Below are 21,864 nucleotides of genomic sequence, written 5' to 3' on the forward strand. Positions count from 1 at the left end.
ACTACGGTGCAATCAGGGAAAAAGTAAACGATGACCCTCAAGGAACTCTAGGCTAAAATGCGTATCAAAATGCAAAACCGATCTTGGCTTGGGCCCCGTTCCGAGTCAGGTTTCTTTTGTTTGTCGCCTGGAGGCGGGGGGCGGAATGCCAACCGTGTTTTCATACGAATACGTCAGGATGACGGTTATTTGAACAGGAAAGATTTAGAGGTATTTATACGATGAACCAAATTCCGATGACCTTGTTTGGCGCTGAAAAACTGCGCGAAGAGCTCGAATATCTGAAAAGCGTGCGCCGCCCGAAAATCATTGCGGATATCGCTGAAGCGCGTGAACACGGCGACTTGAAAGAAAATGCCGAGTACCATGCCGCCCGCGAACAGCAGGGTTTCTGCGAAGGCCGCATTCAGGAGATCGAAGCCAAGCTGTCCAATGCGCAGGTGATCGATATCACCAAGATGCCGAACACCGGTCGGGTGATCTTCGGCGCCACCGTATCGGTGATGAATCTGGACAGCGAAGAAGAAGTGACTTACCGCATCGTTGGCGACGATGAGGCCGATTTCAAGAAAAATCTGATTTCGGTAAACTCGCCGATGGCGCGCGGCCTGATCGGCAAAGAGCAAGACGATGTGGTGGTGATCAAAACCCCTGGCGGCGACGTGGAATACGAGATCCTGAAGGTCGAGTATCTCTGATCGGGACCGTTGGTCATTAATACGCCAACGTTTTGTAAAGATAGGAAAAAGGCCGCAAGCGGCCTTTTATCTTGGTCAGGCGCATGGCACCTTTTCGTTAACCTGATGGTTATTAACGCGGTAGACTGATCTTGCGCTCTTTCGACGGGCGGTAAAGAATAAGTGTACTGCCGATAACTTGCACATTGCAGGCGCCCGTTTCACGCACGATAGCGTCGGCGATCAGGGTCTTGGTTTCGCGATCTTCAGCGGCGATTTTTACCTTGATCAGCTCATGATGCTCCAGAGCCTGTTCAATTTCAGCCAGCACCCCTTCGGTAAGACCGTTATTGCCCAGCATCACCACCGGTTTTAACGGATGCGCCAGGCCTTTCAGGTGCTGTTTTTGTTTATTATTCAGATTCATTGTCTTTTTTGCTTAAGTTGGGATTGAAAACGGTACATTCTACCGCCATCTCATGTATATCACCAAATCGGTCTTCACCGGTGTGAGTCTACGTGAGCAGCGACCCTGACATAAGACTCTTTTTATGATAGTTGGAAAACGAGATGGCTAATAAAAAGCGTTCGGCTAGCTCCAGTCGCTGGTTACAAGAACACTTTAGCGATAAATATGTACAGCAGGCGCAGAAAAAGGGACTGCGTTCCCGTGCCTGGTTTAAACTTGATGAAATACAGCAGAGCGACAAACTGTTCAAACCGGGCATGACCGTGGTTGACCTGGGCGCCGCACCGGGCGGCTGGTCGCAGTATGTGGTCACCCAAATCGGCGGTACCGGGCGCATCATCGCCTGTGATATTTTGCCAATGGATCCTATCGTTGGCGTCGATTTCCTTCAGGGCGATTTCCGTGATGAACTGGTGCTGAAGGCACTGTTGGAACGAGTAGGCGAGAGTAAGGTTCAGGTGGTCATGTCCGATATGGCCCCGAATATGAGTGGCACCCCGGCGGTCGATATTCCAAGGTCGATGTATCTGGTGGAGTTGGCGCTGGATATGTGTCGTGATGTCCTCGCACCAGGCGGAAGTTTCCTGGTGAAGGTGTTCCAGGGAGATGGCTTTGACGAGTACCTACGGGAAATTCGCTCCCTGTTTACGAAGGTTAAGATTCGTAAGCCAGACGCTTCCCGCGCCCGTTCGCGCGAAGTGTACATTGTAGCGACAGGGCGCAAACTGTAGTACCCTAACGCTGTTTGTTAACACAGTTGTAAGATGCGGTTAATCCCTTGAGTGACATGGCGAAAAACCTAATTCTCTGGTTAGTCATCGCGGTAGTGTTGATGTCTGTATTCCAGAGCTTTGGGCCCAGCGAGTCGAATGGCCGTAGGGTGGATTACTCTACCTTCATGTCCGAACTGACCCAGGACCAGGTTCGCGAAGCGCGAATCAACGGACGTGAAATTAACGTTACCAAGAAAGACAGTAACAAATACACGACCTACATCCCTGTCAACGATCCTAAGTTGCTGGATACGTTGTTAACGAAGAATGTGAAAGTGGTCGGCGAGCCGCCTGAAGAGCCGAGCCTGCTGGCTTCTATCTTTATCTCCTGGTTCCCGATGCTGTTGCTGATCGGGGTCTGGATCTTCTTTATGCGGCAAATGCAGGGCGGCGGCGGCAAGGGCGCGATGTCCTTCGGCAAGAGCAAGGCCCGCATGCTGACGGAAGACCAGATCAAGACCACTTTCGCCGATGTCGCCGGGTGTGACGAAGCGAAAGAAGAGGTGAGCGAACTGGTGGAATACCTGCGCGAACCGAGCCGTTTCCAGAAATTGGGCGGCAAGATCCCGAAAGGCGTGCTGATGGTTGGCCCGCCGGGGACCGGTAAAACGCTGTTGGCGAAAGCGATCGCCGGCGAAGCGAAGGTGCCGTTCTTCACCATTTCCGGTTCCGACTTCGTTGAAATGTTCGTCGGCGTGGGGGCATCCCGCGTGCGTGACATGTTTGAACAAGCGAAGAAAGCCGCGCCGTGCATCATCTTCATCGATGAAATCGACGCCGTCGGCCGCCAGCGTGGCGCCGGCCTGGGTGGCGGTCACGATGAGCGCGAGCAGACCCTGAACCAGATGCTGGTTGAGATGGACGGTTTCGAAGGCAACGAGGGCATCATCGTCATCGCGGCGACCAACCGTCCGGACGTGCTTGACCCCGCGCTGCTGCGCCCGGGCCGTTTCGACCGTCAGGTCGTGGTCGGGCTGCCGGATGTGCGTGGCCGTGAGCAGATCCTGAAGGTGCACATGCGCCGCGTGCCGTTGGCTGCCGACATCGACGCCTCCGTCATTGCGCGCGGTACGCCGGGCTTCTCCGGTGCCGACCTGGCCAACCTGGTCAACGAAGCGGCGCTGTTCGCCGCCCGCGGCAACAAGCGCGTGGTGTCGATGGTGGAGTTCGAGAAAGCCAAAGACAAGATCATGATGGGTGCGGAACGTCGCTCCATGGTGATGACCGAAGCGCAGAAAGAGTCGACCGCGTATCACGAAGCGGGCCACGCCATCATCGGCCGCCTGGTTCCTGAACACGATCCGGTACACAAAGTGACCATCATTCCTCGTGGCCGTGCGCTTGGCGTGACCTTCTTCCTGCCGGAAGGGGATGCGATCAGCGCCAGCCGTCAGAAGCTGGAGAGCCAAATCTCCACCCTGTATGGCGGCCGTCTGGCGGAAGAGATCATCTACGGGCCGGAAAAAGTCTCTACCGGTGCGTCGAACGACATCAAAGTGGCGACCTCCATCGCCCGCAACATGGTGACCCAATGGGGCTTCTCCGAGAAGCTGGGGCCACTGCTGTATGCGGAAGAAGAGGGTGAAGTGTTCCTGGGCCGCTCCGTGGCCAAGGCGAAGCACATGTCGGATGAAACCGCGCGTATCATCGACCAGGAAGTGAAGTCGCTGATCGAACGTAACTACACGCGTGCTCGCTCGCTGCTGATGGAAAACATGGACATCCTGCACTCGATGAAGGATGCGCTGATGAAGTATGAAACCATCGATGCGCCGCAGATCGACGATCTGATGAACCGCAAAGACGTGCGTCCGCCGGCGGGCTGGGACGATGCGAACAAAGGCAACAGCTCCGACAACGGCGGCACCCCGAAAGCCCCGACGCCGGTAGATGAGCCGCGCACCCCAACGCCGGGCAACACCATGTCCGAACAGCTCGACAAGTAAGAACGGCTGTGTAATAACATCAAACCCCGGTACGCCGGGGTTTTTTTTGCCCGGCGGGCAGTGAACCAGGCAACAGTAAGGTGAAACAACATGCAGTTAACCGTGCGCGACATGACGCTCAACCTCTCTCATCCACAGGTGATGGGCATCCTCAACGTGACGCCGGATTCGTTTTCCGACGGCGGTCGCCACAACACGCTGAATCAGGCGTTGCTGCACGCGCATGCGCTGATTTCGGCCGGCGCTACGATGATTGATATCGGCGGCGAGTCGACAAGGCCGGGGGCGGCGGAGGTGAGTGAAGAGGAAGAATTGGAACGGGTCGTGCCGGTGGTGGAAGCGCTGGCGCAGCGTTTCGAAGTCTTCATCTCGGTCGATACCTCGAAAGCGGGCGTGATCCGCGAATCGGCGCACGCCGGCGCGCATCTGATCAACGACATTCGTTCGCTGCAGGAGCCGGGTGCCCTGGCGGCGGCGGCGGAAAGCGGCCTGCCGGTCTGCCTGATGCACATGCAGGGGCAGCCGCGTACCATGCAACAGGCACCGCACTACGACGATCTGATCGCCGACGTTCAGGCGTTTTTCGAACACCATATCCAGCGCTGTAACGAGGCAGGGATAACAAATCAGAAATTGCTGCTCGACCCAGGCTTCGGTTTCGGTAAAAATTTGGCGCACAACTATCAGCTTCTGGCCCGGTTGTCGGAGTTTCATCGTTTTGGTTTGCCGCTGTTGGTCGGCATGTCGCGCAAATCGATGATTGGACAACTGTTGAACGTACCGCCGGATCAACGGGTTATCGGCAGCGTGGCCTGCGCGGTGATCGCGGCGATGCAGGGTGCGCAGATTGTCAGAGTGCATGACGTTAAAGAAACCGTCGAGGCGATGCGTGTCGTCGAGGCAACACTTTCAGCTAAGGGACAGTAGAAACATGAGCGAGCGCAAATATTTTGGCACCGACGGCATCCGTGGCAAGGTCGGGGACAGCCCCATCACGCCGGACTTCGTGCTGAAGCTGGGCTGGGCGGCCGGTAAGGTGCTGGCGCGTCACGGTTCCCGCAAGATCATCATCGGAAAGGATACGCGCATCTCCGGCTATATGCTGGAGTCCGCGCTGGAAGCCGGCCTGGCGGCCGCCGGATTGTCCGCGTCCTTCACCGGGCCGATGCCCACGCCGGCGGTGGCTTATTTGACGCGTACCTTCCGGGCTGAAGCGGGCATTGTCATTTCCGCTTCGCATAACCCGTTCTATGACAACGGCATCAAGTTTTTCTCGATCGACGGCGCCAAGCTGCCGGACAATGTCGAAGAAGCGATCGAGGCCGAAATGGAAAAACCGCTGACCTGCGTGGAGTCCGCGGAGCTGGGTAAAGCCAGCCGCATCATCGACGCCGCCGGTCGCTATATCGAATTCTGCAAAGGCACCTTCCCGAGCGAGCTGAGTCTGAAAGGGCTGAAAATCGTGGTCGACTGCGCCAACGGCGCGACTTACCACATCGCGCCGAGCGTGCTGCGCGAGCTGGGCGCCACGGTGATCGCCATCGGCGTTGAGCCGGACGGCATGAACATCAACGAGAAATGCGGCGCTACCGATGTACGTCAGCTGCAGGAGCGCGTGCTGCAGGAAAAAGCGCACGTTGGCCTGGCGTTCGACGGCGACGGCGACCGCGTGATGATGGTGGATCACCTGGGCAACAAGGTGGACGGCGATCAGATCTTGTACATCATCGCCCGCGAAGGCCTGCGTCAGGGGCAGCTGCGCGGTGGCGCGGTCGGCACCCTGATGAGCAATATGGGGCTGGAACTGGCGCTGAAACAGCTGGGCATTCCGTTCGCTCGCGCCAAAGTGGGCGACCGTTACGTGCTGGAGAAGTTGCAGGAGTTGGGCTGGCGCATCGGTGCGGAAAACTCCGGCCATGTGATCCTGCTGGACAAAACCACCACCGGCGATGGCATCGTGGCCGGGTTGCAGGTGCTGACCGCCATGGTGCGCAACCACATGAGCCTGCATGACCTGTGCAGCGGCATGAAGCTGTTGCCGCAGATCCTGGTCAACGTGCGTTTCGCCGGCGATCACAATCCGCTGGAATCTGAAGCGGTGCGCAAGGTCACCGAACAGGTGGAAGCCGAGCTGGCCGGCCGCGGCCGGGTGCTGCTGCGTAAATCGGGCACCGAGCCGCTGATCCGCGTGATGGTGGAGGGCGAGGACGAGCAGCAGGTGACCGCGCTGGCACATCGCATCGCCGACGCGGTGAAATCCGCAGGTTAAAACAGACAGTTAGCCACCGGGCTTGGCATCGCTGAGCCCGAATAGACGATTGTTGGCGTTTTTTTCCGCAAACGCGCCGGCGGCTGCAAATTGCCCTTGCGCGGGTTGGCGGCTTTGGTTAGTATTCACACCCGCTTCAGTAGGCAGTTTATAAACACGCCTGCTTGATGAGTGTGAAGCATTTGGCATGCGGTGAGGCCGCAAGGATACGGGTACTACTATGTACGAAGCTCTTCTGGTAATTTTCCTGCTGATTTCAATCGGGCTGGTTGCTCTGATTATGTTGCAGCAAGGTAAAGGCGCTGATATGGGAGCCTCTTTCGGAGCAGGTGCATCAGGCACGTTGTTCGGTTCGAGTGGTTCCGGTAACTTTATGACCCGCATGACTGCTGTATTGGCGACGCTGTTCTTCGTCATCAGCCTGATTTTGGGCAACCTCAGCAGCAACCAAAGCAAGAAAGGCAGCGAGTGGGAAAATCTGGGTCAGCCGGTGAAAACTGAGCAGACAACCGCGCCGGCAGCACCTGCCAAGCCGAGCAGCGATATCCCGCAGTAAGCCGTAAAAGTTTGTAAACGGTGGTTGTGAACTCGAAAGAACAACGGCCGTTAGCAGTAAGAATCAGTACCGAGGTGGTGGAATTGGTAGACACGCTACCTTGAGGTGGTAGTGCCCTAACGGGCTTGTGGGTTCGAGTCCCATCCTCGGTACCAAATCCCAGAGATAACTTGCAATTTTGCGATTATCGGCGTAGTATTTGCCACGTTTTCGGACGCGGGGTGGAGCAGCCTGGTAGCTCGTCGGGCTCATAACCCGAAGGTCGTCGGTTCAAATCCGGCCCCCGCAACCACTTTCCTTTAAGTGTTTATTTTCAAATACACTTTTCGATTGAAATCCGCTTTTCTCGATCATCATTTGAAAATGACACTTGCTCGAAAGTTGTACCGAGGCCGCCTAGCGGCAAACAGGGTCCAGTTGCATAAAGCCCCGATTTTTCGGGGTTTTTTGTTATTTGGCAACAGAATCACTGGGCTATTTAGCCCTTTTTTTATGTCTTGGGGGTGGGCTTGTCCACATTAGAGCAACAGTTAACAGAGATGCTTTCGGCACCGGTAGAAGCGTTGGGCTTTGAGCTTGTAGGCATCGAATTCATTCGTGCGCGCCAATCGACGCTCCGCATCTATATTGATAGTGATAACGGCATCAATGTTGATGATTGCGCTGATGTCAGCCACCAGGTCAGCGCTGTATTGGACGTCGAAGATCCAATCACGGTCGCTTACAACTTGGAAGTCTCCTCTCCTGGCCTTGATCGCCCGATGTTCACCGCAGAGCACTATACGCGTTTCCTCGGTGAAGAAGTCAGCCTGGTCCTGCGCATGGCGGTACAGAACCGTCGCAAGTGGCAGGGTATTATCAAGTCTGTCGAAGGCGAGATGATCACGGTTACTGTGGAAGGGAAAGATGAAGTGTTCGCGCTGAGCAACATCCAGAAAGCGAACCTGGTACCCCACTTTTAAAGTTTGGAAGAGGCAACTAGGATGAACAAAGAGATTCTGGCTGTTGTTGAAGCAGTTTCCAATGAAAAATCCCTTCCGCGCGAGAAGATTTTCGAAGCGCTGGAAACTGCATTAGCCACCGCAACCAAGAAAAAATACGAGCAGGAAATCGACGTGCGCGTCAGCATTGACCGCAGAACCGGCGATTTCGATACCTTCCGCCGTTGGGTCGCCGTAGACGAAGTGACGCAGCCAACGCGTGAAATCACGCTGGAAGCCGCTCAGTTTGAAGATCCGAGCATCGAGCTCGGCGGCTACGTCGAAGATCAGATCGAATCCGTGACCTTCGACCGTATCACCACCCAAACCGCCAAGCAGGTTATCGTGCAGAAAGTGCGCGAGGCCGAGCGTGCGATGGTGGTCGACGCTTTCCGTGAACACGAAGGCGAGATCGTCACCGGCGTGGTGAAGAAAGTGAACCGTGACAGCATCGCGCTGGATCTGGGCAACAACGCCGAAGCGGTGATTGGCCGTGAAGACATGTTGCCGCGCGAAAACTTCCGTCCGGGCGACCGCATTCGCGGCGTACTGTACGCCGTGCGTCCTGAAGCCCGCGGCGCGCAGCTGTTCGTCAGCCGTTCCAGCCCGGAAATGCTGAAAGAACTGTTCCGCATCGAAGTGCCGGAAATCGGCGAAGAAGTGATTGAAATCAAAGCGGCAGCCCGCGATCCTGGCTCCCGTGCGAAAATTGCAGTGAAAACCAACGACAAGCGCATCGACCCGGTCGGCGCCTGCGTAGGTATGCGCGGTGCGCGCGTTCAGGCCGTGTCGAGCGAGCTCGGCGGCGAACGCATCGACATCATTCTGTGGGATGATAACCCAGCGCAATTCGTCATCAACGCCATGGCGCCGGCCGACGTCGCGTCGATCGTGGTAGATGAAGATAACTGCACCATGGATATCGCCGTTGAAGCCAGCAACCTGGCACAGGCGATCGGCCGTAACGGCCAAAACGTGCGTTTGGCTTCCCAGCTGCTGAAACAACACCGCGGCGACGATCGCTGGGAACTGAACGTGATGACGGCGGACGACCTGCAGGCCAAGCACCAGGCCGAGGCTCATGCCGCTATTGATACCTTCACCAAGTATCTTGATATCGACGAAGATTTCGCCACCGTACTGGTTGAAGAAGGCTTCTCCACGCTGGAAGAGCTGGCCTACGTGCCGATCAAAGAGCTGTTGGAAATCGACGGTCTGGATGAAGATACGGTTGAAGCATTGCGCGAACGCGCCAAAGCTGCATTGACCACGCTGGCCCTGGCACAAGAAGAAAGCCTGGGCGACAACAAACCGGCCGACGATTTGCTCAACCTGCCGGGTCTTGAGCGCAGCATGGCCTTTAAACTGGCCGCGCGTGGGGTTTGTACGCTGGAAGATCTTGCCGAGCAGGGTGTTGACGATCTGGCTGATATTGAAGGGCTTAGCGACGAGCAAGCCGGCGAGCTGATCATGGCTGCGCGCAATATCTGTTGGTTTGGCGACAACGCGTAATAACTGTAGCAGGAAGGAACAGCATGACGACAGATGTAACCGTAAAATCGCTGGCAGCAGAGATTCAGACTCCGGTTGATCGCCTGGTACAGCAGTTTGCTGATGCAGGGATCAACAAGTCCGAGTCGGACTCTGTTACCCAGCAAGAAAAAGAAACATTGCTGGCGCACCTGAACCGTGAACACGGCAGCGCGCCGGGTAAACTCACTTTGCAGCGCAAAACGCGCAGCACCTTGAATATCCCGAGCACCGGCGGTAAAAGTAAATCGGTGCAAATTGAGGTCCGCAAGAAACGCACTTATGTAAATCGCGATACGCAGGAAGCCCAGTTGGCTGAAGCGGCAGAGCAGGCACAGCGTGAAGCGGAAGAGCAGGCACGGCGCGAAGCGGAAGAGCTCGCAAAACGCGAAGCGGAAGCGAAGCGCGCAGCCGAAGAGCAAGCCAAACGTGAGGCCGCGGAGATTGCTAAGCGTAATTCAGCGGAAAAAGAAAAAGTGACCAATCAACATACCGACGAAATGACCAAGCCAGCTCAGGCGGAAAAAGCACGCCGTGAAGCCGAAGCCGCTGAACTGAAACGCAAAGCGGAAGAGGAAGTGCGCCGCAAGGTTGAAGAGGAAGCCAAGCGCGTGGCGGAAGAAGCCCGTCGCATGGCCGAAGAGAACGGCGAGAAGTGGGCCCAGGCAGACGCGGCAAGCGCCGCGGTTGAAAGCGCCGACTATCACGTGACCACCTCTCAGCACGCCCGTGCCGCAGAAGATGAAAACGACGCCAAAGTTGAAGGCGATCGTCGCAGCCGCACCCGCGGCGGCAAAGCGACCAAGCAGAAGAAAGGCAACAAGCTGTCCGAATCCAAAGCGGATCGCGAAGAAGCGCGCGCCGTTACCCGTGGCGGTAAAGGCAAACGCAAGCCTAGCGCTCTGCAGCAGGGCTTCAACAAGCCGGCGCAGGTGGTTAACCGCGACGTGGTGATCGGCGAAACCATCACCGTGGCCGAGTTGGCCAACAAGATGGCGGTAAAAGGTTCTCAGGTCATCAAAGTGATGATGAAGCTGGGCGCCATGGCCACCATCAACCAGGTTATCGACCAGGAAACCGCGCAGCTGGTTGCCGAAGAGATGGGCCACAAAGTTATCCTGCGTCGTGAAAACGAGCTGGAAGAAGCGCTGATGAGCGACCGTGATACGGGCGCTGCGGCCGAGCCGCGCGCGCCGGTCGTGACCATCATGGGCCACGTTGACCACGGTAAAACCTCTCTGCTGGACTACATTCGCTCCACCAAAGTGGCGGCGGGCGAAGCCGGCGGCATTACCCAGCACATCGGTGCCTACCACGTAGAAACCGAGAACGGCATGATCACCTTCCTGGATACCCCGGGCCACGCCGCGTTTACCTCGATGCGTGCTCGCGGTGCTCAGGCGACTGACATCGTGGTTCTGGTGGTGGCGGCTGATGACGGCGTGATGCCACAGACCATTGAAGCTATCCAGCACGCGAAAGCGGCGCAGGTGCCGTTGGTGGTTGCGGTGAACAAAATCGACAAGCCGGAAGCCGATCCGGACCGCGTTAAGCAAGAACTGTCTCAGTACGGCGTGATGCCGGAAGAGTGGGGCGGCGAAGCGCAGTTCGTCCACGTGTCCGCGAAAGCCGGTACCGGTATCGACGAGCTGCTGCAGGCTATCCTGCTGCAGGCCGAAGTTCTGGAACTGAAAGCGGTACGCAGCGGCATGGCGAGCGGCGTGGTGATCGAGTCCTTCCTGGATAAAGGCCGTGGCCCGGTTGCCACCGTGCTGGTTCAGGAAGGTACGCTGAACAAGGGCGACATCGTCCTGTGTGGCTTCGAATACGGCCGTGTGCGTGCGATGCGCGACGAGCTGGGCCGTGAAGTGACCTCCGCCGGTCCGTCTATCCCTGTGGAAATCCTGGGTCTGTCCAGCGTGCCTGCAGCGGGTGACGAAGCCACCGTGGTGCGCGACGAGAAGAAAGCGCGTGAAGTGGCGCTGTACCGTCAGGGCAAGTTCCGCGAAGTCAAACTGGCGCGTCAGCAGAAGTCCAAGCTGGAAAACATGTTCGCCAACATGACCGACGGCGAAGTGTCCGAGCTGAACATCGTACTGAAATCCGATGTACAGGGTTCTTGCGAAGCGATCAGCGACTCGCTGCTGAAACTCTCCACCGACGAAGTGAAGGTGAAGATTGTCGGCTCCGGCGTAGGTGGGATCACCGAAACCGACGCGACGCTGGCTGCGGCTTCCAACGCCATCATCCTGGGCTTCAACGTGCGTGCCGACGCTTCTGCGCGCCGCGTAATCGAAGCGGAAAGCCTGGATCTGCGTTACTACTCCGTGATCTATAACCTGATCGACGAAGTGAAGCAGGCGATGAGCGGCATGCTGGCGCCGGAATACAAGCAGCAGATCATCGGCCTGGCCGAAGTGCGCGACGTGTTCAAATCGCCTAAGTTCGGCGCTATCGCCGGCTGTATGGTTACCGAAGGGACCATCAAGCGTCACAACCCAATCCGCGTACTGCGCGACAACGTGGTTATCTATGAAGGCGAGCTGGAATCCCTGCGCCGCTTCAAAGATGACGTTAACGAAGTCCGTAACGGCATGGAATGTGGTATCGGCGTTAAGAACTATAACGACGTGCGCGTCGGCGACATGATCGAAGTGTTCGAAATCATTGAGATCCAACGCACCATCGCTTAACGATTGCACATCTGCTTATATCTGTTTACGGGGGGCCTTTGTGCCCCCCGATTTGTCTGGAGAATCCAAAATGGCAAAAGAATTCAGCCGCGGTCAACGCGTGGCGCAAGAGATGCAGAAAGAGATTGCGATCATTCTGCAGCGTGAAGTGAAAGATCCGCGCGTCGGCATGGCGACCGTTTCCGGCGTGGAAGTCTCCCGTGACCTGGCGTATGCCAAGGTTTACGTCACCTTCCTGAACGTGCTGACCGAGAACCACGATCCGGATCTGGTCACCAACGGCATCAAAGCGTTGCAGGACGCTTCCGGCTATATCCGCACCCTGCTGGGCAAAGCGATGCGCCTGCGCGTGGTGCCGGAGCTGACCTTCGCCTACGACAACTCCCTGGTGGAAGGCATGCGCATGTCCAACCTGGTGACCAACGTGGTGAAGAACGACGCCGAGCGCCGTTCCGCCTCAGGCGATGACAAGGAGGATTAATGAGTCGCCCTCGTCGCCGCGGCCGTGATATCCACGGCGTGCTGTTGCTGGACAAGCCGCAAGGGTTGTCGTCCAACGATGCGCTGCAAAAAGTAAAACGCCTGTACAACGCCAACCGAGCGGGCCATACCGGCGCGCTCGATCCGTTGGCGACCGGCATGCTGCCTATCTGCCTGGGCGAAGCGACCAAGTTTTCGCAATACCTGCTCGATTCCGACAAGCGCTATCGGGTGATCGCCAAGCTGGGGCAGCGTACCGATACTTCCGACGCCGACGGTCAGATCGTGCAGGAACGCCCGGTGAACTTCACCCAGGCGCAGCTCGACGCGGCGCTGGACACCTTCCGCGGCGACATCCAGCAGGTGCCGTCGATGTATTCGGCGCTGAAATACCAGGGCAAGAAACTCTACGAGTATGCGCGCCAGGGGATTGAAGTGCCGCGAGAAGCGCGCAGCATCACGGTGTACGAGCTGCAGTTTATCCGCTGGGAAGGGGATGAGCTGGAGCTGGAGATCCACTGCTCGAAAGGCACCTACATCCGCACCATCACCGACGATCTCGGCGAGTTGCTGGGCTGCGGCGCGCACGTGATCTATCTGCGCCGCCTGCAGGTGGCGACTTATCCGATCGCGCGCATGGTGACGCTGGAACAGCTGAATGCTTTGCTGGCGCAGGCGCAGGAACAAGCGATCGCGCCCGGCGAGCTGCTCGATCCGCTGCTGATGCCGATGGACAGCCCGGTTGAGAACTATCCGGAAGTGAATTTGCTGCCGGTGGTGGCGGGTTACGTCAAGCAGGGGCAACCGGTGCAAGTGGCCGGCGCGCCGGCTTCCGGTCTGGTGCGCATCACCGAGGGTGAAGAGCGAAAATTCATCGGCGTTGGCGACATCGCCGAGGATGGTCGCGTGGCGCCGCGCCGCCTGGTGGTCGAGCATTTCGACTGACGGCGGGGCACTGCGTCGCCTTGCGATCGCACTGCGCTAAGAGTAGAATGGCGCAGCTTATGCATTGGGTTGCTGAATTAGAGATCGGCGCCTGTTTTTATTATCTATAATCTGGAGTATTACAATGTCTCTAAGTGTTGAAGCTAAAGCTCAAATCGTAGCTGATTTCGGTCGTGGTACTAACGACAGCGGTTCTACCGAAGTTCAGGTTGCCCTGCTGACTGCGCAGATCAACCATCTGCAAGGCCACTTCTCCGAGCACAAAAAAGATCACCACAGCCGTCGTGGTCTGCTGCGTATGGTTTCTCAGCGTCGTAAGCTGCTGGACTACCTGAAGCGTAAAGATGTAGCACGTTACACCAGCCTGATCGAGCGTCTGGGTCTGCGTCGCTAATCTAGCAAGTTTCAGTGGAAAGGGGCCTATTTTGGCCCCTTTCTTCTAGGAAGCATAAGCAAATCAGGTTAATGTATTACTGATGTTTCCAAACAGGTTCTTCCGTTACAGAGGTTCGCGCGGCTAATGAGAGGCTTTATCTCCCGCCTGAGATAAGGATTGTCATTAGTCGCGAGGATGTAGTGAGAAGGCAAATCGAGTCACAGGCGTGTCGAGTCGTCAATGCGATTGCGCGCCGTTAATCAAGGATATAATTTTGCTGACACCGATCATTCGCAAATTCCAGTATGGCCAGCATACCGTCACCATCGAAACCGGTATGATGGCGCGTCAGGCCACCGCCGCCGTTATGGTGAGCATGGATGACACCGCCGTATTCGTTACCGTCGTTGGCCAGAAAAAAGCCAAGCCGGGCCAGAGCTTCTTCCCGCTGACCGTTAACTACCAAGAGCGTACCTACGCCGCCGGCCGCATCCCGGGCAGCTTCTTCCGTCGCGAAGGCCGTCCGAGCGAAGGTGAGACGCTGACTTCCCGTCTGATCGACCGTCCGATCCGTCCACTGTTCCCGGACAGCTTCCTGAACGAAGTTCAGGTGATTGCGACCGTGGTTTCCGTTAACCCACGGGTGAACCCGGACATCGTTGCGATGATCGGTGCTTCCGCGGCCCTGAGCCTGTCCGGTATTCCGTTCAACGGCCCAATCGGTGCCGCGCGCGTAGGTTACATCAACGACCAGTACGTACTGAACCCAACGACTGACGAACTGAAAGAAAGCCGTCTGGATCTGGTGGTTGCCGGTACTGCAGGCGCGGTGCTGATGGTTGAATCCGAAGCGGACGTGCTGAGCGAAGACCAGATGCTGGGCGCCGTGGTGTTCGGCCATGACCAGCAGCAAGTGGTTATCGAAAACATCAACGCGCTGGTTGCCGAAGCGGGCAAACCGAAGTGGGATTGGCAGGCGCCTGCGGTCAACGAAGCGCTGCACGCGCGCGTGGCTGAACTGGCCGAAGCTCGCCTGGGCGACGCTTACCACATCACCGAAAAACAAGAGCGTTACGCTCAGGTTGACGCGATCAAAGACAGCGTTGTTGAAACCCTGCTGGCGCAGGACGAGACGCTGGACGCCGGCGAAATCCAGGACATCCTGGGCACCGTCGAGAAAAACGTGGTGCGCAGCCGCGTACTGCGTGGCGAGCCGCGTATCGACGGCCGTGAAAAAGACATGATCCGTGGCCTGGACGTGCGCACCGGCGTACTGCCGCGCACCCACGGTTCCGCGCTGTTCACCCGTGGCGAAACTCAGGCGCTGGTTACCGCGACCCTGGGCACTGCGCGCGACGCACAGAACCTGGACGAGCTGATGGGCGAGAAGACCGACAGCTTCCTGTTCCACTACAACTTCCCTCCGTACTCCGTAGGCGAAACCGGCATGGTCGGTTCTCCTAAGCGTCGTGAAATCGGTCACGGTCGCCTGGCGAAACGCGGCGTATTGGCTATGATGCCTAAACCGGAAGATTTCCCGTACACGGTTCGCGTGGTGTCTGAAATCACCGAATCCAACGGTTCTTCTTCCATGGCTTCCGTGTGCGGCGCGTCTCTGGCGCTGATGGACGCCGGTGTGCCAATCAAGGCTGCCGTTGCGGGCATCGCGATGGGCCTGGTGAAAGAAGCCGACAACTATGTGGTTCTGTCCGACATTCTGGGTGACGAAGATCACCTGGGCGACATGGACTTCAAAGTGGCCGGTAGCCGCGACGGTATCACCGCGCTGCAGATGGACATCAAAATCGAAGGCATCACCCGCGAAATCATGCAGGTGGCTCTGAACCAGGCCAAGGGCGCGCGTCTGCACATCCTGGGCGTGATGGAACAGGCTATCAGCACTCCGCGCGGCGATATCTCCGAATTCGCACCGCGCATTCATACTATCCGCATCAACCCGGATAAAATCAAAGACGTGATCGGTAAGGGCGGTTCCGTTATCCGCGCGCTGACCGAAGAGACTGGCACTACCATCGAAATCGAAGATGATGGTACAGTTAAAATCGCTGCGACCGACGGTGAGAAAGCGAAATTCGCTATCCGTCGCATCGAAGAGATCACGGCAGAGATCGAAGTGGGCCGTATCTATCAGGGTAAAGTGACCCGTATCGTTGATTTCGGCGCATTCGTCGCTATCGGCGGTGGTAAAGAAGGCCTGGTGCACATTTCTCAGATCGCCGACAAGCGCGTTGAGAAAGTGACCGACTATCTGCAGATGGGTCAGGAAGTGCCGGTTAAGGTACTGGAAGTTGACCGTCAGGGCCGTGTGCGTCTGAGCATCAAAGAAGCGATGGCGCCGGAAGCGGGTTCACCTGCGCCTGAAGCAGAATAACTGTATAGATAGTTTTACAGCTCCCCGCCACGGGGTTGGGAGCTGTTCGTATCGCGCGGGTAGGATGCCCGCGTTTTAGCAAACGGAGGACAGGACGTTCATCCAATGTTTGTCTTCGGGAGTGGGAAATGAAGCCTTTCTTGCGCTGGTGTTACGTTGCGACAGCACTCATGCTGGCAGGATGCAGCAACCATGATTGGCGTAAAGACGAAGTTTTGGCAATCCCGTTGCAGCCAACGTTGCAGCAGGAAGTGATCCTGGCGCGCATGGAACAAATTCTTGCCAGCCGGGCACTGACGGATGACGAACGCGCACAGCTTTTATATGAGCGCGGTGTGCTGTATGATAGCCTCGGGTTACGTGCATTAGCGCGCAATGATTTCTCGCAGGCGCTGGCGATACGTCCCGACATGCCGGAAGTTTTCAACTACCTGGGCATTTACTTAACGCAGGCAGGCAATTTTGATGCTGCCTATGAAGCGTTTGATTCTGTACTAGAGCTTGATCCAACTTACAATTACGCGCGTTTAAACCGGGGCATCGCACTGTATTATGGCGGCCGCTTCCCGTTGGCGCAGGATGATCTGCAGGCGTTTTATCAAGACGACCCAAACGATCCCTTCCGTTCGTTATGGCTGTATCTGGTGGAGAGAGAAATCGATCCCAAGAAGGCCGAGGTAGCGCTTCAGCAGCGCTATGACAAAGCGGACAGAGGGCAATGGGGATGGAATATTGTCGAATTCTACCTGGGCAAGATCAGCGAAAAAACGCTGATGGAACGCCTCAAGGCAGATGCAACGGATAACACTTCGCTCGCTGAGCATCTCAGTGAAACTGACTTCTATTTGGGTAAACACTACCTGAGTCTGGGGGACAAGGACACCGCTTCGGCGCTGTTCAAACTGACGGTGTCTAACAACGTTCACAACTTCGTTGAGCACCGCTATGCATTGTTGGAATTGGCGCTTTTGGGCCAAGAGCAAGACGACCTATCGGAATCGGACCAGCAATAGCTGACGAACACCTATCAGCCTGATGGACATTGGTTTTTAACCAAAGTTATCGCCTTCACGGGCGAGGGCTTTTTTGTTCGTTTTATAATCTAATTTGAGCCGGTTCACACTTTTCAATGAAAATGACTGAAAATTTTCTCGACGAGTTATGTAGACTGGCTGCCATTATTAATGAGGCACGTGTACATGACGACTGAGTTTGAAACCTCTTTTGCTGATCTGGGGCTGTCTGCTCCAATCATTTCCGCCCTGAACGATCTGGGCTATGAAAAACCATCTCCGATCCAGGCTGAGTGTATTCCTCACCTGTTGAACGGCCGCGACGTGCTGGGCATGGCGCAGACCGGTAGTGGTAAAACTGCAGCGTTCTCGCTGCCGCTGCTGCACAACCTGCAGGCAGACCTGAAAGCACCTCAGATCCTGGTGCTGGCGCCGACCCGTGAACTGGCGGTTCAGGTTGCCGAAGCGATGACTGATTTCTCCAAACACATGAACGGCGTCAACGTGGTAGCCCTGTACGGCGGCCAGCGTTACGACGTGCAGCTGCGCGCTCTGCGTCAGGGCCCGCAAATCGTTGTGGGTACCCCAGGCCGCCTGCTGGACCACCTGAAGCGCGGCACCCTGAACCTCTCCAACCTGAGCGGTCTGGTGCTGGATGAAGCCGACGAAATGCTGCGCATGGGCTTTATCGAAGACGTAGAAACCATCATGGCTGAGATCCCGGCTGAACATCAGACCGCGCTGTTCTCCGCCACCATGCCGGAAGCGATCCGTCGCATTACCCGCCGCTTTATGAAAGAGCCGCAGGAAGTGCGCATCCAATCCAGCGTGACCACCCGTCCGGACATTAGCCAGAGCTACTGGTCGGTCTACGGCATGCGTAAAAACGAAGCGCTGGTGCGTTTCCTGGAAGCCGAAGACTTTGACGCGGCGATCATCTTCGTCCGTACCAAGAACGCGACCCTGGAAGTGGCCGAAGCGCTGGAGCGCAGCGGTTACAGCAGCGCCGCGCTGAACGGCGACATGAACCAGGCGCTGCGTGAGCAGACTCTGGAGCGTCTGAAAGACGGTCGTCTGGATATCCTGATCGCGACCGACGTTGCGGCCCGTGGCCTGGACGTTGAGCGCATCAGCCTGGTTGTCAACTACGACATCCCGATGGACTCCGAGTCTTACGTTCACCGTATCGGCCGTACCGGTCGTGCGGGCCGCGCCGGCCGCGCGCTGCTGTTCGTGGAAAACCGCGAACGCCGCCTGCTGCGCAATATCGAACGCACCATGAAGCTGACCATCCCTGAAGTGGAACTGCCGAACGCAGAACTGCTGGGCGAGCGTCGTCTGGCCAAGTTCGCCGCGAAAGTTCAGCAGCAGCTGGAAAGCAGCGATCTGGACCTGTACCGTGCACTGCTGACCAAACTGCAGCCGGAAGAAGAGCTGGATATGGAAACCCTGGCCGCAGCGCTGCTGAAAATGGCTCAGGGCGAACGTCCGCTGATCCTGCCGCCGGATCCGGTCTTCAAACCGCGTCAGCGCCGCGAGTTCAACGACCGTGACGATCGTCGCGGTGACCGTGGCGATCGCCGCGACAGCCGTGACGGCGATCGTCCGCGTCGCGAACGTCGTGACGTTGGCGAAATGCAGCTGTACCGCATCGAAGTGGGCCGTGACGATGGCGTAGAAGTCCGTCATATCGTTGGCGCTATCGCTAACGAAGGCGACATCAGCAGCCGTTACATCGGCAACATCAAGCTGTTCGCTTCCCACTCCACCATCGAGCTGCCAAAAGGCATGCCGGGCGAGATCCTGAATCACTTCACTCGCACTCGCATCCTGAACAAGCCGATGAACATGCAGCTGCTGGGCGATGCACAGCCGTTCGAACGTCGCGAGCGTCGTGACGGCGGCAACGGCGGCGAGCGTCGCGGCAACGGTCGTCCGTTCAACGGCGAACGTCGTGAAGGCGGCCCGCGTCGCTCCTTCGGCGAACGTCGTGAAGGCGGTAACGGCGGCGAGCGTCGTGGCGGCAACTACAACCGCGACGGCAAGCCGGCGCCACGCCGTGATGATGGCGCACCGGCGGCACCACGTCGTCGTTTCGGCGACGCGTAATTGCTGATTCGCCGTTCGCGGTGAAGCGCTCTGAAAAACCAGCCTGCGGGCTGGTTTTTTTATGCCTGAAAGTTGCCGTCAAACGCCCCTGAATGGCGTATCATTCATAAGGTTTTTTCTTACGGATGATATGCACGGGAGATGCCATGAGTTGGCAGCAGTTTAAATCTCAATACCTGGTGCGCTTTTGGGCGCCGCTGCCGGCGGTGATCGCCGCCGGGATCCTTTCTACCTACTACTTCGGCATGACCGGCACCTTCTGGGCGGTGACCGGCGAATTCACTCGCTGGGGCGGCCATGTGCTGCAGTGGTTCGGCCTGCACCCCGAGCAGTGGGGCTATTTCAAGGTCATCGGCCTGCAGGGCACGCCGCTGGAGCGCATCGACGGGCGCATGATCATCGGCATGTTCGCCGGCTGCATCGCCGCCGCGCTGTGGGCCAACAACATCAAACTGCGTCAGCCGCAGCACCGCATTCGCATCGTGCAGGCGCTGCTGGGCGGCATCATCGCCGGCTTCGGCGCACGCTTGGCGATGGGCTGCAACCTGGCGGCATTCTTCACCGGCATTCCGCAGTTCTCGTTGCACGCCTGGTTCTTCGCGCTGGCGACTGCCGCCGGCTCCTACTTCGGCGCCAAATTCACGCTGCTGCCGATGTTCCGCATTCCGGTCAAATTGCAAAAGGTGAAGGCCGCCGCGCCGCTGACGCAGAAGCCTGAGCAGGCGCGCCGCCGCTTCCAGCTGGGCATGGCCGTCTTCGGCCTGGCGGTGGCCTGGTCGCTGTGGACACTGTTCGATGCGCCGAAGCTTGGCATCGCCATGCTGTTCGGCATCGGCTTTGGCCTGCTGATCGAACGCGCGCAGATCTGCTTCACCTCGGCGTTCCGCGATCTGTGGATCACCGGCCGCACCCACATGGCGAAAGCCATCATCATCGGCATGGCGGTGAGCGCCATCGGCATCTTCAGCTATGTGCAGCTCGGCGTGGCGCCGAAGATCATGTGGGCCGGCCCGAATGCGGTGCTGGGCGGTTTGCTGTTCGGCTTCGGCATCGTGCTGGCCGGCGGCTGCGAGACCGGTTGGATGTACCGTGCGGTGGAAGGGCAGGTGCACTACTGGTGGGTGGGGCTGGGCAACATCATCGGCGCTACGCTGCTGGCCTATTACTGGGACGACCTGGCGCCGGCGCTGGCGACCGATTACGACAAGATCAACCTGCTCGATACCTTCGGCCCGATCGGCGGCCTGCTGGTGACTTACCTGCTGCTGGCGCTGGCCTTCGCCGCCATGCTGTGGTGGGAGAAACGCTTTTTCCGCGCCCGGCCTGAGGCGCAGGTGGTGAATTTGAGGAGCATGCCATGAAAGAGACGACGATAGTGCCGGACTACCGGCTGGACATGCTGGGCGAGCCTTGCCCGTACCCGGCGGTGGCGACGCTGGAGGCGATGCCGCAGCTGAAGCCGGGAGAGATCCTGGAGGTGATCAGCGATTGCCCGCAGTCGATCAACAACATCCCGCTTGATGCGCGCAACCACGGCTACAAGGTGCTGGATATCCAGCAGGACGGGCCGACCATCCGCTATCTGATCCAGCGTTAACGCTAAGGCGGTGGGGTTCCCACCGCCTTTTCGTTTTTTAGCCCTTCACGATGTCGCCTTTCACCCCGGCGACGATCTCGAACGAACGCAGCCGCGCCTGATGATCGAAGATCTGGCCGTTGACCATGATCTCGTCGGCATCGGTTTCACGCAGCAGCGTTTGCAGCCCGTGACGCACCGTTTTTTCATCGCCGACGATCGACATCCGCAGCGCCTGTTCGACGCCATACTGCTCGCCGGCGGTCCACAGCGCGTGGATGTTATCCACCGGCGGCGGCAGCGGGCCGGGCGAACCGCGGCGCAGATTGATGAATTGCTGCTGCATCGAGCTGAACAGGAAGCGCGCGTCGCGGTCGCTGTCGGCGGCGATCACGTTGACGCACACCATGGCGTGCGGCTGCGCCAGCTGTTTGGAGGGTTTGAAGTTCTCGCGGTACAGCTGCAGCGCCTGGAACAGCATATCCGGAGCGAAGTGCGAAGCGAAGGCGAATGGCAGGCCGAGCTGCGCCGCCAGCTGGGCGCTGTAGAGGCTGGAGCCGAGCAGCCAGAGCGGCACATGCAGCCCCTGGCCCGGCACCGCCTGCACCGGCTGGCCGGGCTGCGCATCGCAGAAGTAGTTTTGCAGTTCCTGCACGTCGCGCGGGAAGGTATCCACGTCGCCGGACAGGTGGCGGCGCAAGGCCATCATGGTGCGCTGATCGGTGCCGGGCGCGCGGCCCAGCCCCAGATCGATGCGGCCGGGGTAGAGCGACTCCAGCGTGCCGAACTGCTCGGCGATCACCAGCGGCGCATGGTTCGGCAGCATTACGCCGCCGGAGCCGAGGCGAATGCTTTGGGTGCCGGCGGCCAGATAGCCCAGCAGCACCGAGGTGGCGGCGCTGCCGATGCCGGTCATGTTGTGGTGCTCGGCCAGCCAGTAGCGCTGGTAGCCCCAGCGTTCGGCGTGTTGCGCCAGATCCAGCGAACAGTGGAAAGCGTCGCGCGCTTTGGCCCCTTGCGGGATTGGCGATAAATCCAGTACCGACAGCGGTACGGCAGTGTTTTCAGTCATGACATCGT

The 21,864-nt window shown here is 58.1% G+C and carries 20 protein-coding genes and 2 tRNA genes; 20 read left to right on the forward strand and 2 right to left on the reverse strand.

What is annotated here, in order from left to right:
* The first annotated feature begins 221 nt into the window (after window positions 1-221).
* Complete coding sequence (gene greA, locus IT763_RS01900) at window positions 222-698, forward strand: transcription elongation factor GreA (protein WP_004933539.1); 477 nt, start codon at window positions 222-224, stop codon at window positions 696-698.
* A gap of 112 nt (window positions 699-810) precedes the next feature.
* On the opposite strand, the gene yhbY is transcribed toward greA, so the two are convergent.
* Entirely contained in the window at window positions 811-1,104 is a 294-nt protein-coding gene (gene yhbY, locus IT763_RS01905; protein WP_004933536.1) for a ribosome assembly RNA-binding protein YhbY, read from the reverse strand.
* Window positions 1,105-1,247: 143 nt separating this feature from the next.
* On the opposite strand from yhbY, the gene rlmE reads away from it, so the two are divergent.
* The 19 genes from rlmE (at window position 1,248) to yedF (ending at window position 20,805) form a co-directional block, all read left to right on the forward strand.
* A complete protein-coding gene (gene rlmE, locus IT763_RS01910; protein WP_004933533.1) occupies window positions 1,248-1,877 on the forward strand; it encodes a 23S rRNA (uridine(2552)-2'-O)-methyltransferase RlmE in 630 nt (209 codons plus the stop codon).
* Between the two features lie 56 nt (window positions 1,878-1,933).
* A complete protein-coding gene (gene ftsH, locus IT763_RS01915; protein ID WP_004933529.1) occupies window positions 1,934-3,865 on the forward strand; it encodes an ATP-dependent zinc metalloprotease FtsH in 1,932 nt (643 codons plus the stop codon).
* 90 nt (window positions 3,866-3,955) lie between these two features.
* The gene (gene folP, locus IT763_RS01920; RefSeq protein WP_016929326.1) at window positions 3,956-4,792 is read left to right on the forward strand and encodes a dihydropteroate synthase; all 837 of its coding nucleotides are present in this window, start codon (window positions 3,956-3,958) and stop codon (window positions 4,790-4,792) included.
* Between the two features lie 4 nt (window positions 4,793-4,796).
* On the forward strand, window positions 4,797-6,134 hold the full coding sequence (gene glmM, locus IT763_RS01925; protein ID WP_021504256.1) for a phosphoglucosamine mutase: 1,338 nt from the start codon (window positions 4,797-4,799) through the stop codon (window positions 6,132-6,134).
* Between the two features lie 220 nt (window positions 6,135-6,354).
* A complete protein-coding gene (gene secG / locus IT763_RS01930) occupies window positions 6,355-6,690 on the forward strand; it encodes a preprotein translocase subunit SecG (RefSeq protein ID WP_004933519.1) in 336 nt (111 codons plus the stop codon).
* Between the two features lie 68 nt (window positions 6,691-6,758).
* A tRNA-Leu gene (locus IT763_RS01935) sits at window positions 6,759-6,845 on the forward strand.
* 60 nt (window positions 6,846-6,905) lie between these two features.
* A tRNA-Met gene (locus tag IT763_RS01940) sits at window positions 6,906-6,982 on the forward strand.
* Window positions 6,983-7,199: 217 nt separating this feature from the next.
* Window positions 7,200-7,652: a ribosome maturation factor RimP gene (rimP, locus tag IT763_RS01945; protein WP_028127574.1), complete on the forward strand. Its 453-nt coding sequence runs from the start codon at window positions 7,200-7,202 to the stop codon at window positions 7,650-7,652.
* Between the two features lie 21 nt (window positions 7,653-7,673).
* Window positions 7,674-9,182, forward strand: a complete 1,509-nt coding sequence (gene nusA / locus IT763_RS01950; protein WP_004933514.1) for a transcription termination factor NusA — start codon at window positions 7,674-7,676, stop codon at window positions 9,180-9,182.
* Between the two features lie 23 nt (window positions 9,183-9,205).
* On the forward strand, window positions 9,206-11,893 hold the full coding sequence (infB, locus tag IT763_RS01955) for a translation initiation factor IF-2 (RefSeq protein WP_004933511.1): 2,688 nt from the start codon (window positions 9,206-9,208) through the stop codon (window positions 11,891-11,893).
* Window positions 11,894-11,963: 70 nt separating this feature from the next.
* Window positions 11,964-12,374 carry a 30S ribosome-binding factor RbfA gene (gene rbfA, locus IT763_RS01960; protein WP_004933508.1) on the forward strand — a complete coding sequence of 137 codons (411 nt, stop codon included), beginning with the start codon at window positions 11,964-11,966 and terminating at the stop codon, window positions 12,372-12,374.
* Complete coding sequence (gene truB / locus IT763_RS01965) at window positions 12,374-13,318, forward strand: tRNA pseudouridine(55) synthase TruB (protein WP_039567792.1); 945 nt, start codon at window positions 12,374-12,376, stop codon at window positions 13,316-13,318. The genes rbfA and truB overlap by 1 nt, the downstream gene beginning before the upstream one ends.
* Window positions 13,319-13,442: 124 nt before the next feature.
* A complete protein-coding gene (gene rpsO / locus IT763_RS01970) occupies window positions 13,443-13,712 on the forward strand; it encodes a 30S ribosomal protein S15 (protein WP_004933502.1) in 270 nt (89 codons plus the stop codon).
* 256 nt (window positions 13,713-13,968) lie between these two features.
* Entirely contained in the window at window positions 13,969-16,086 is a 2,118-nt protein-coding gene (gene pnp / locus IT763_RS01975; RefSeq protein ID WP_206195109.1) for a polyribonucleotide nucleotidyltransferase, read from the forward strand.
* Between the two features lie 128 nt (window positions 16,087-16,214).
* Window positions 16,215-17,099 (forward strand): lipoprotein NlpI, encoded by an 885-nt coding sequence (nlpI, locus tag IT763_RS01980; RefSeq protein WP_004933495.1) that lies wholly within the window; start codon window positions 16,215-16,217, stop codon window positions 17,097-17,099.
* 122 nt (window positions 17,100-17,221) lie between these two features.
* The gene (gene yrbN / locus IT763_RS23465; RefSeq protein ID WP_223182019.1) at window positions 17,222-17,296 is read left to right on the forward strand and encodes a protein YrbN; all 75 of its coding nucleotides are present in this window, start codon (window positions 17,222-17,224) and stop codon (window positions 17,294-17,296) included.
* Entirely contained in the window at window positions 17,286-19,208 is a 1,923-nt protein-coding gene (locus IT763_RS01990) for a DEAD/DEAH family ATP-dependent RNA helicase (RefSeq protein WP_004933492.1), read from the forward strand. The genes yrbN and IT763_RS01990 overlap by 11 nt, the downstream gene beginning before the upstream one ends.
* Window positions 19,209-19,354: 146 nt before the next feature.
* The gene (yedE, locus tag IT763_RS01995) at window positions 19,355-20,569 is read left to right on the forward strand and encodes a selenium metabolism membrane protein YedE/FdhT (protein ID WP_097102908.1); all 1,215 of its coding nucleotides are present in this window, start codon (window positions 19,355-19,357) and stop codon (window positions 20,567-20,569) included.
* Window positions 20,566-20,805, forward strand: a complete 240-nt coding sequence (gene yedF, locus IT763_RS02000; RefSeq protein WP_004933486.1) for a sulfurtransferase-like selenium metabolism protein YedF — start codon at window positions 20,566-20,568, stop codon at window positions 20,803-20,805. Before yedE ends, yedF begins: the two co-directional genes overlap by 4 nt.
* A gap of 37 nt (window positions 20,806-20,842) precedes the next feature.
* On the opposite strand, the gene IT763_RS02005 is transcribed toward yedF, so the two are convergent.
* Window positions 20,843-21,856, reverse strand: coding sequence for a luciferase-like monooxygenase (locus IT763_RS02005; RefSeq protein ID WP_206195110.1), 1,014 nt, complete (start codon window positions 21,854-21,856; stop codon window positions 20,843-20,845).
* Window positions 21,857-21,864 lie beyond the last annotated feature (8 nt).

The sequence above is a fragment of the Serratia sp. CMO1 genome (genome assembly GCF_015689115.1).
Lineage (GTDB): Bacteria > Pseudomonadota > Gammaproteobacteria > Enterobacterales > Enterobacteriaceae > Serratia > Serratia marcescens.

Bases quoted from the DNA above. Each gene is read 5' to 3' on its own strand.
- yedF (WP_004933486.1), top strand. From the start codon at position 20,566: ATGAAAGAGACGACGATAGTGCCGGACTACCGGCTGGACATGCTGGGC.
- greA (WP_004933539.1), top strand. From the start codon at position 222: ATGAACCAAATTCCGATGACCTTGTTTGGCGCTGAAAAACTGCGCGAA.
- glmM (WP_021504256.1), top strand. From the start codon at position 4,797: ATGAGCGAGCGCAAATATTTTGGCACCGACGGCATCCGTGGCAAGGTC.
- IT763_RS02005 (WP_206195110.1), bottom strand. From the start codon at position 21,856: ATGACTGAAAACACTGCCGTACCGCTGTCGGTACTGGATTTATCGCCA.
- rpsO (WP_004933502.1), top strand. From the start codon at position 13,443: ATGTCTCTAAGTGTTGAAGCTAAAGCTCAAATCGTAGCTGATTTCGGT.
- yhbY (WP_004933536.1), bottom strand. From the start codon at position 1,104: ATGAATCTGAATAATAAACAAAAACAGCACCTGAAAGGCCTGGCGCAT.
- rlmE (WP_004933533.1), top strand. From the start codon at position 1,248: ATGGCTAATAAAAAGCGTTCGGCTAGCTCCAGTCGCTGGTTACAAGAA.
- yedE (WP_097102908.1), top strand. From the start codon at position 19,355: ATGAGTTGGCAGCAGTTTAAATCTCAATACCTGGTGCGCTTTTGGGCG.
- truB (WP_039567792.1), top strand. From the start codon at position 12,374: ATGAGTCGCCCTCGTCGCCGCGGCCGTGATATCCACGGCGTGCTGTTG.
- infB (WP_004933511.1), top strand. From the start codon at position 9,206: ATGACGACAGATGTAACCGTAAAATCGCTGGCAGCAGAGATTCAGACT.
- nlpI (WP_004933495.1), top strand. From the start codon at position 16,215: ATGAAGCCTTTCTTGCGCTGGTGTTACGTTGCGACAGCACTCATGCTG.
- rbfA (WP_004933508.1), top strand. From the start codon at position 11,964: ATGGCAAAAGAATTCAGCCGCGGTCAACGCGTGGCGCAAGAGATGCAG.
- nusA (WP_004933514.1), top strand. From the start codon at position 7,674: ATGAACAAAGAGATTCTGGCTGTTGTTGAAGCAGTTTCCAATGAAAAA.
- IT763_RS01990 (WP_004933492.1), top strand. From the start codon at position 17,286: ATGACGACTGAGTTTGAAACCTCTTTTGCTGATCTGGGGCTGTCTGCT.
- secG (WP_004933519.1), top strand. From the start codon at position 6,355: ATGTACGAAGCTCTTCTGGTAATTTTCCTGCTGATTTCAATCGGGCTG.
- ftsH (WP_004933529.1), top strand. From the start codon at position 1,934: ATGGCGAAAAACCTAATTCTCTGGTTAGTCATCGCGGTAGTGTTGATG.
- folP (WP_016929326.1), top strand. From the start codon at position 3,956: ATGCAGTTAACCGTGCGCGACATGACGCTCAACCTCTCTCATCCACAG.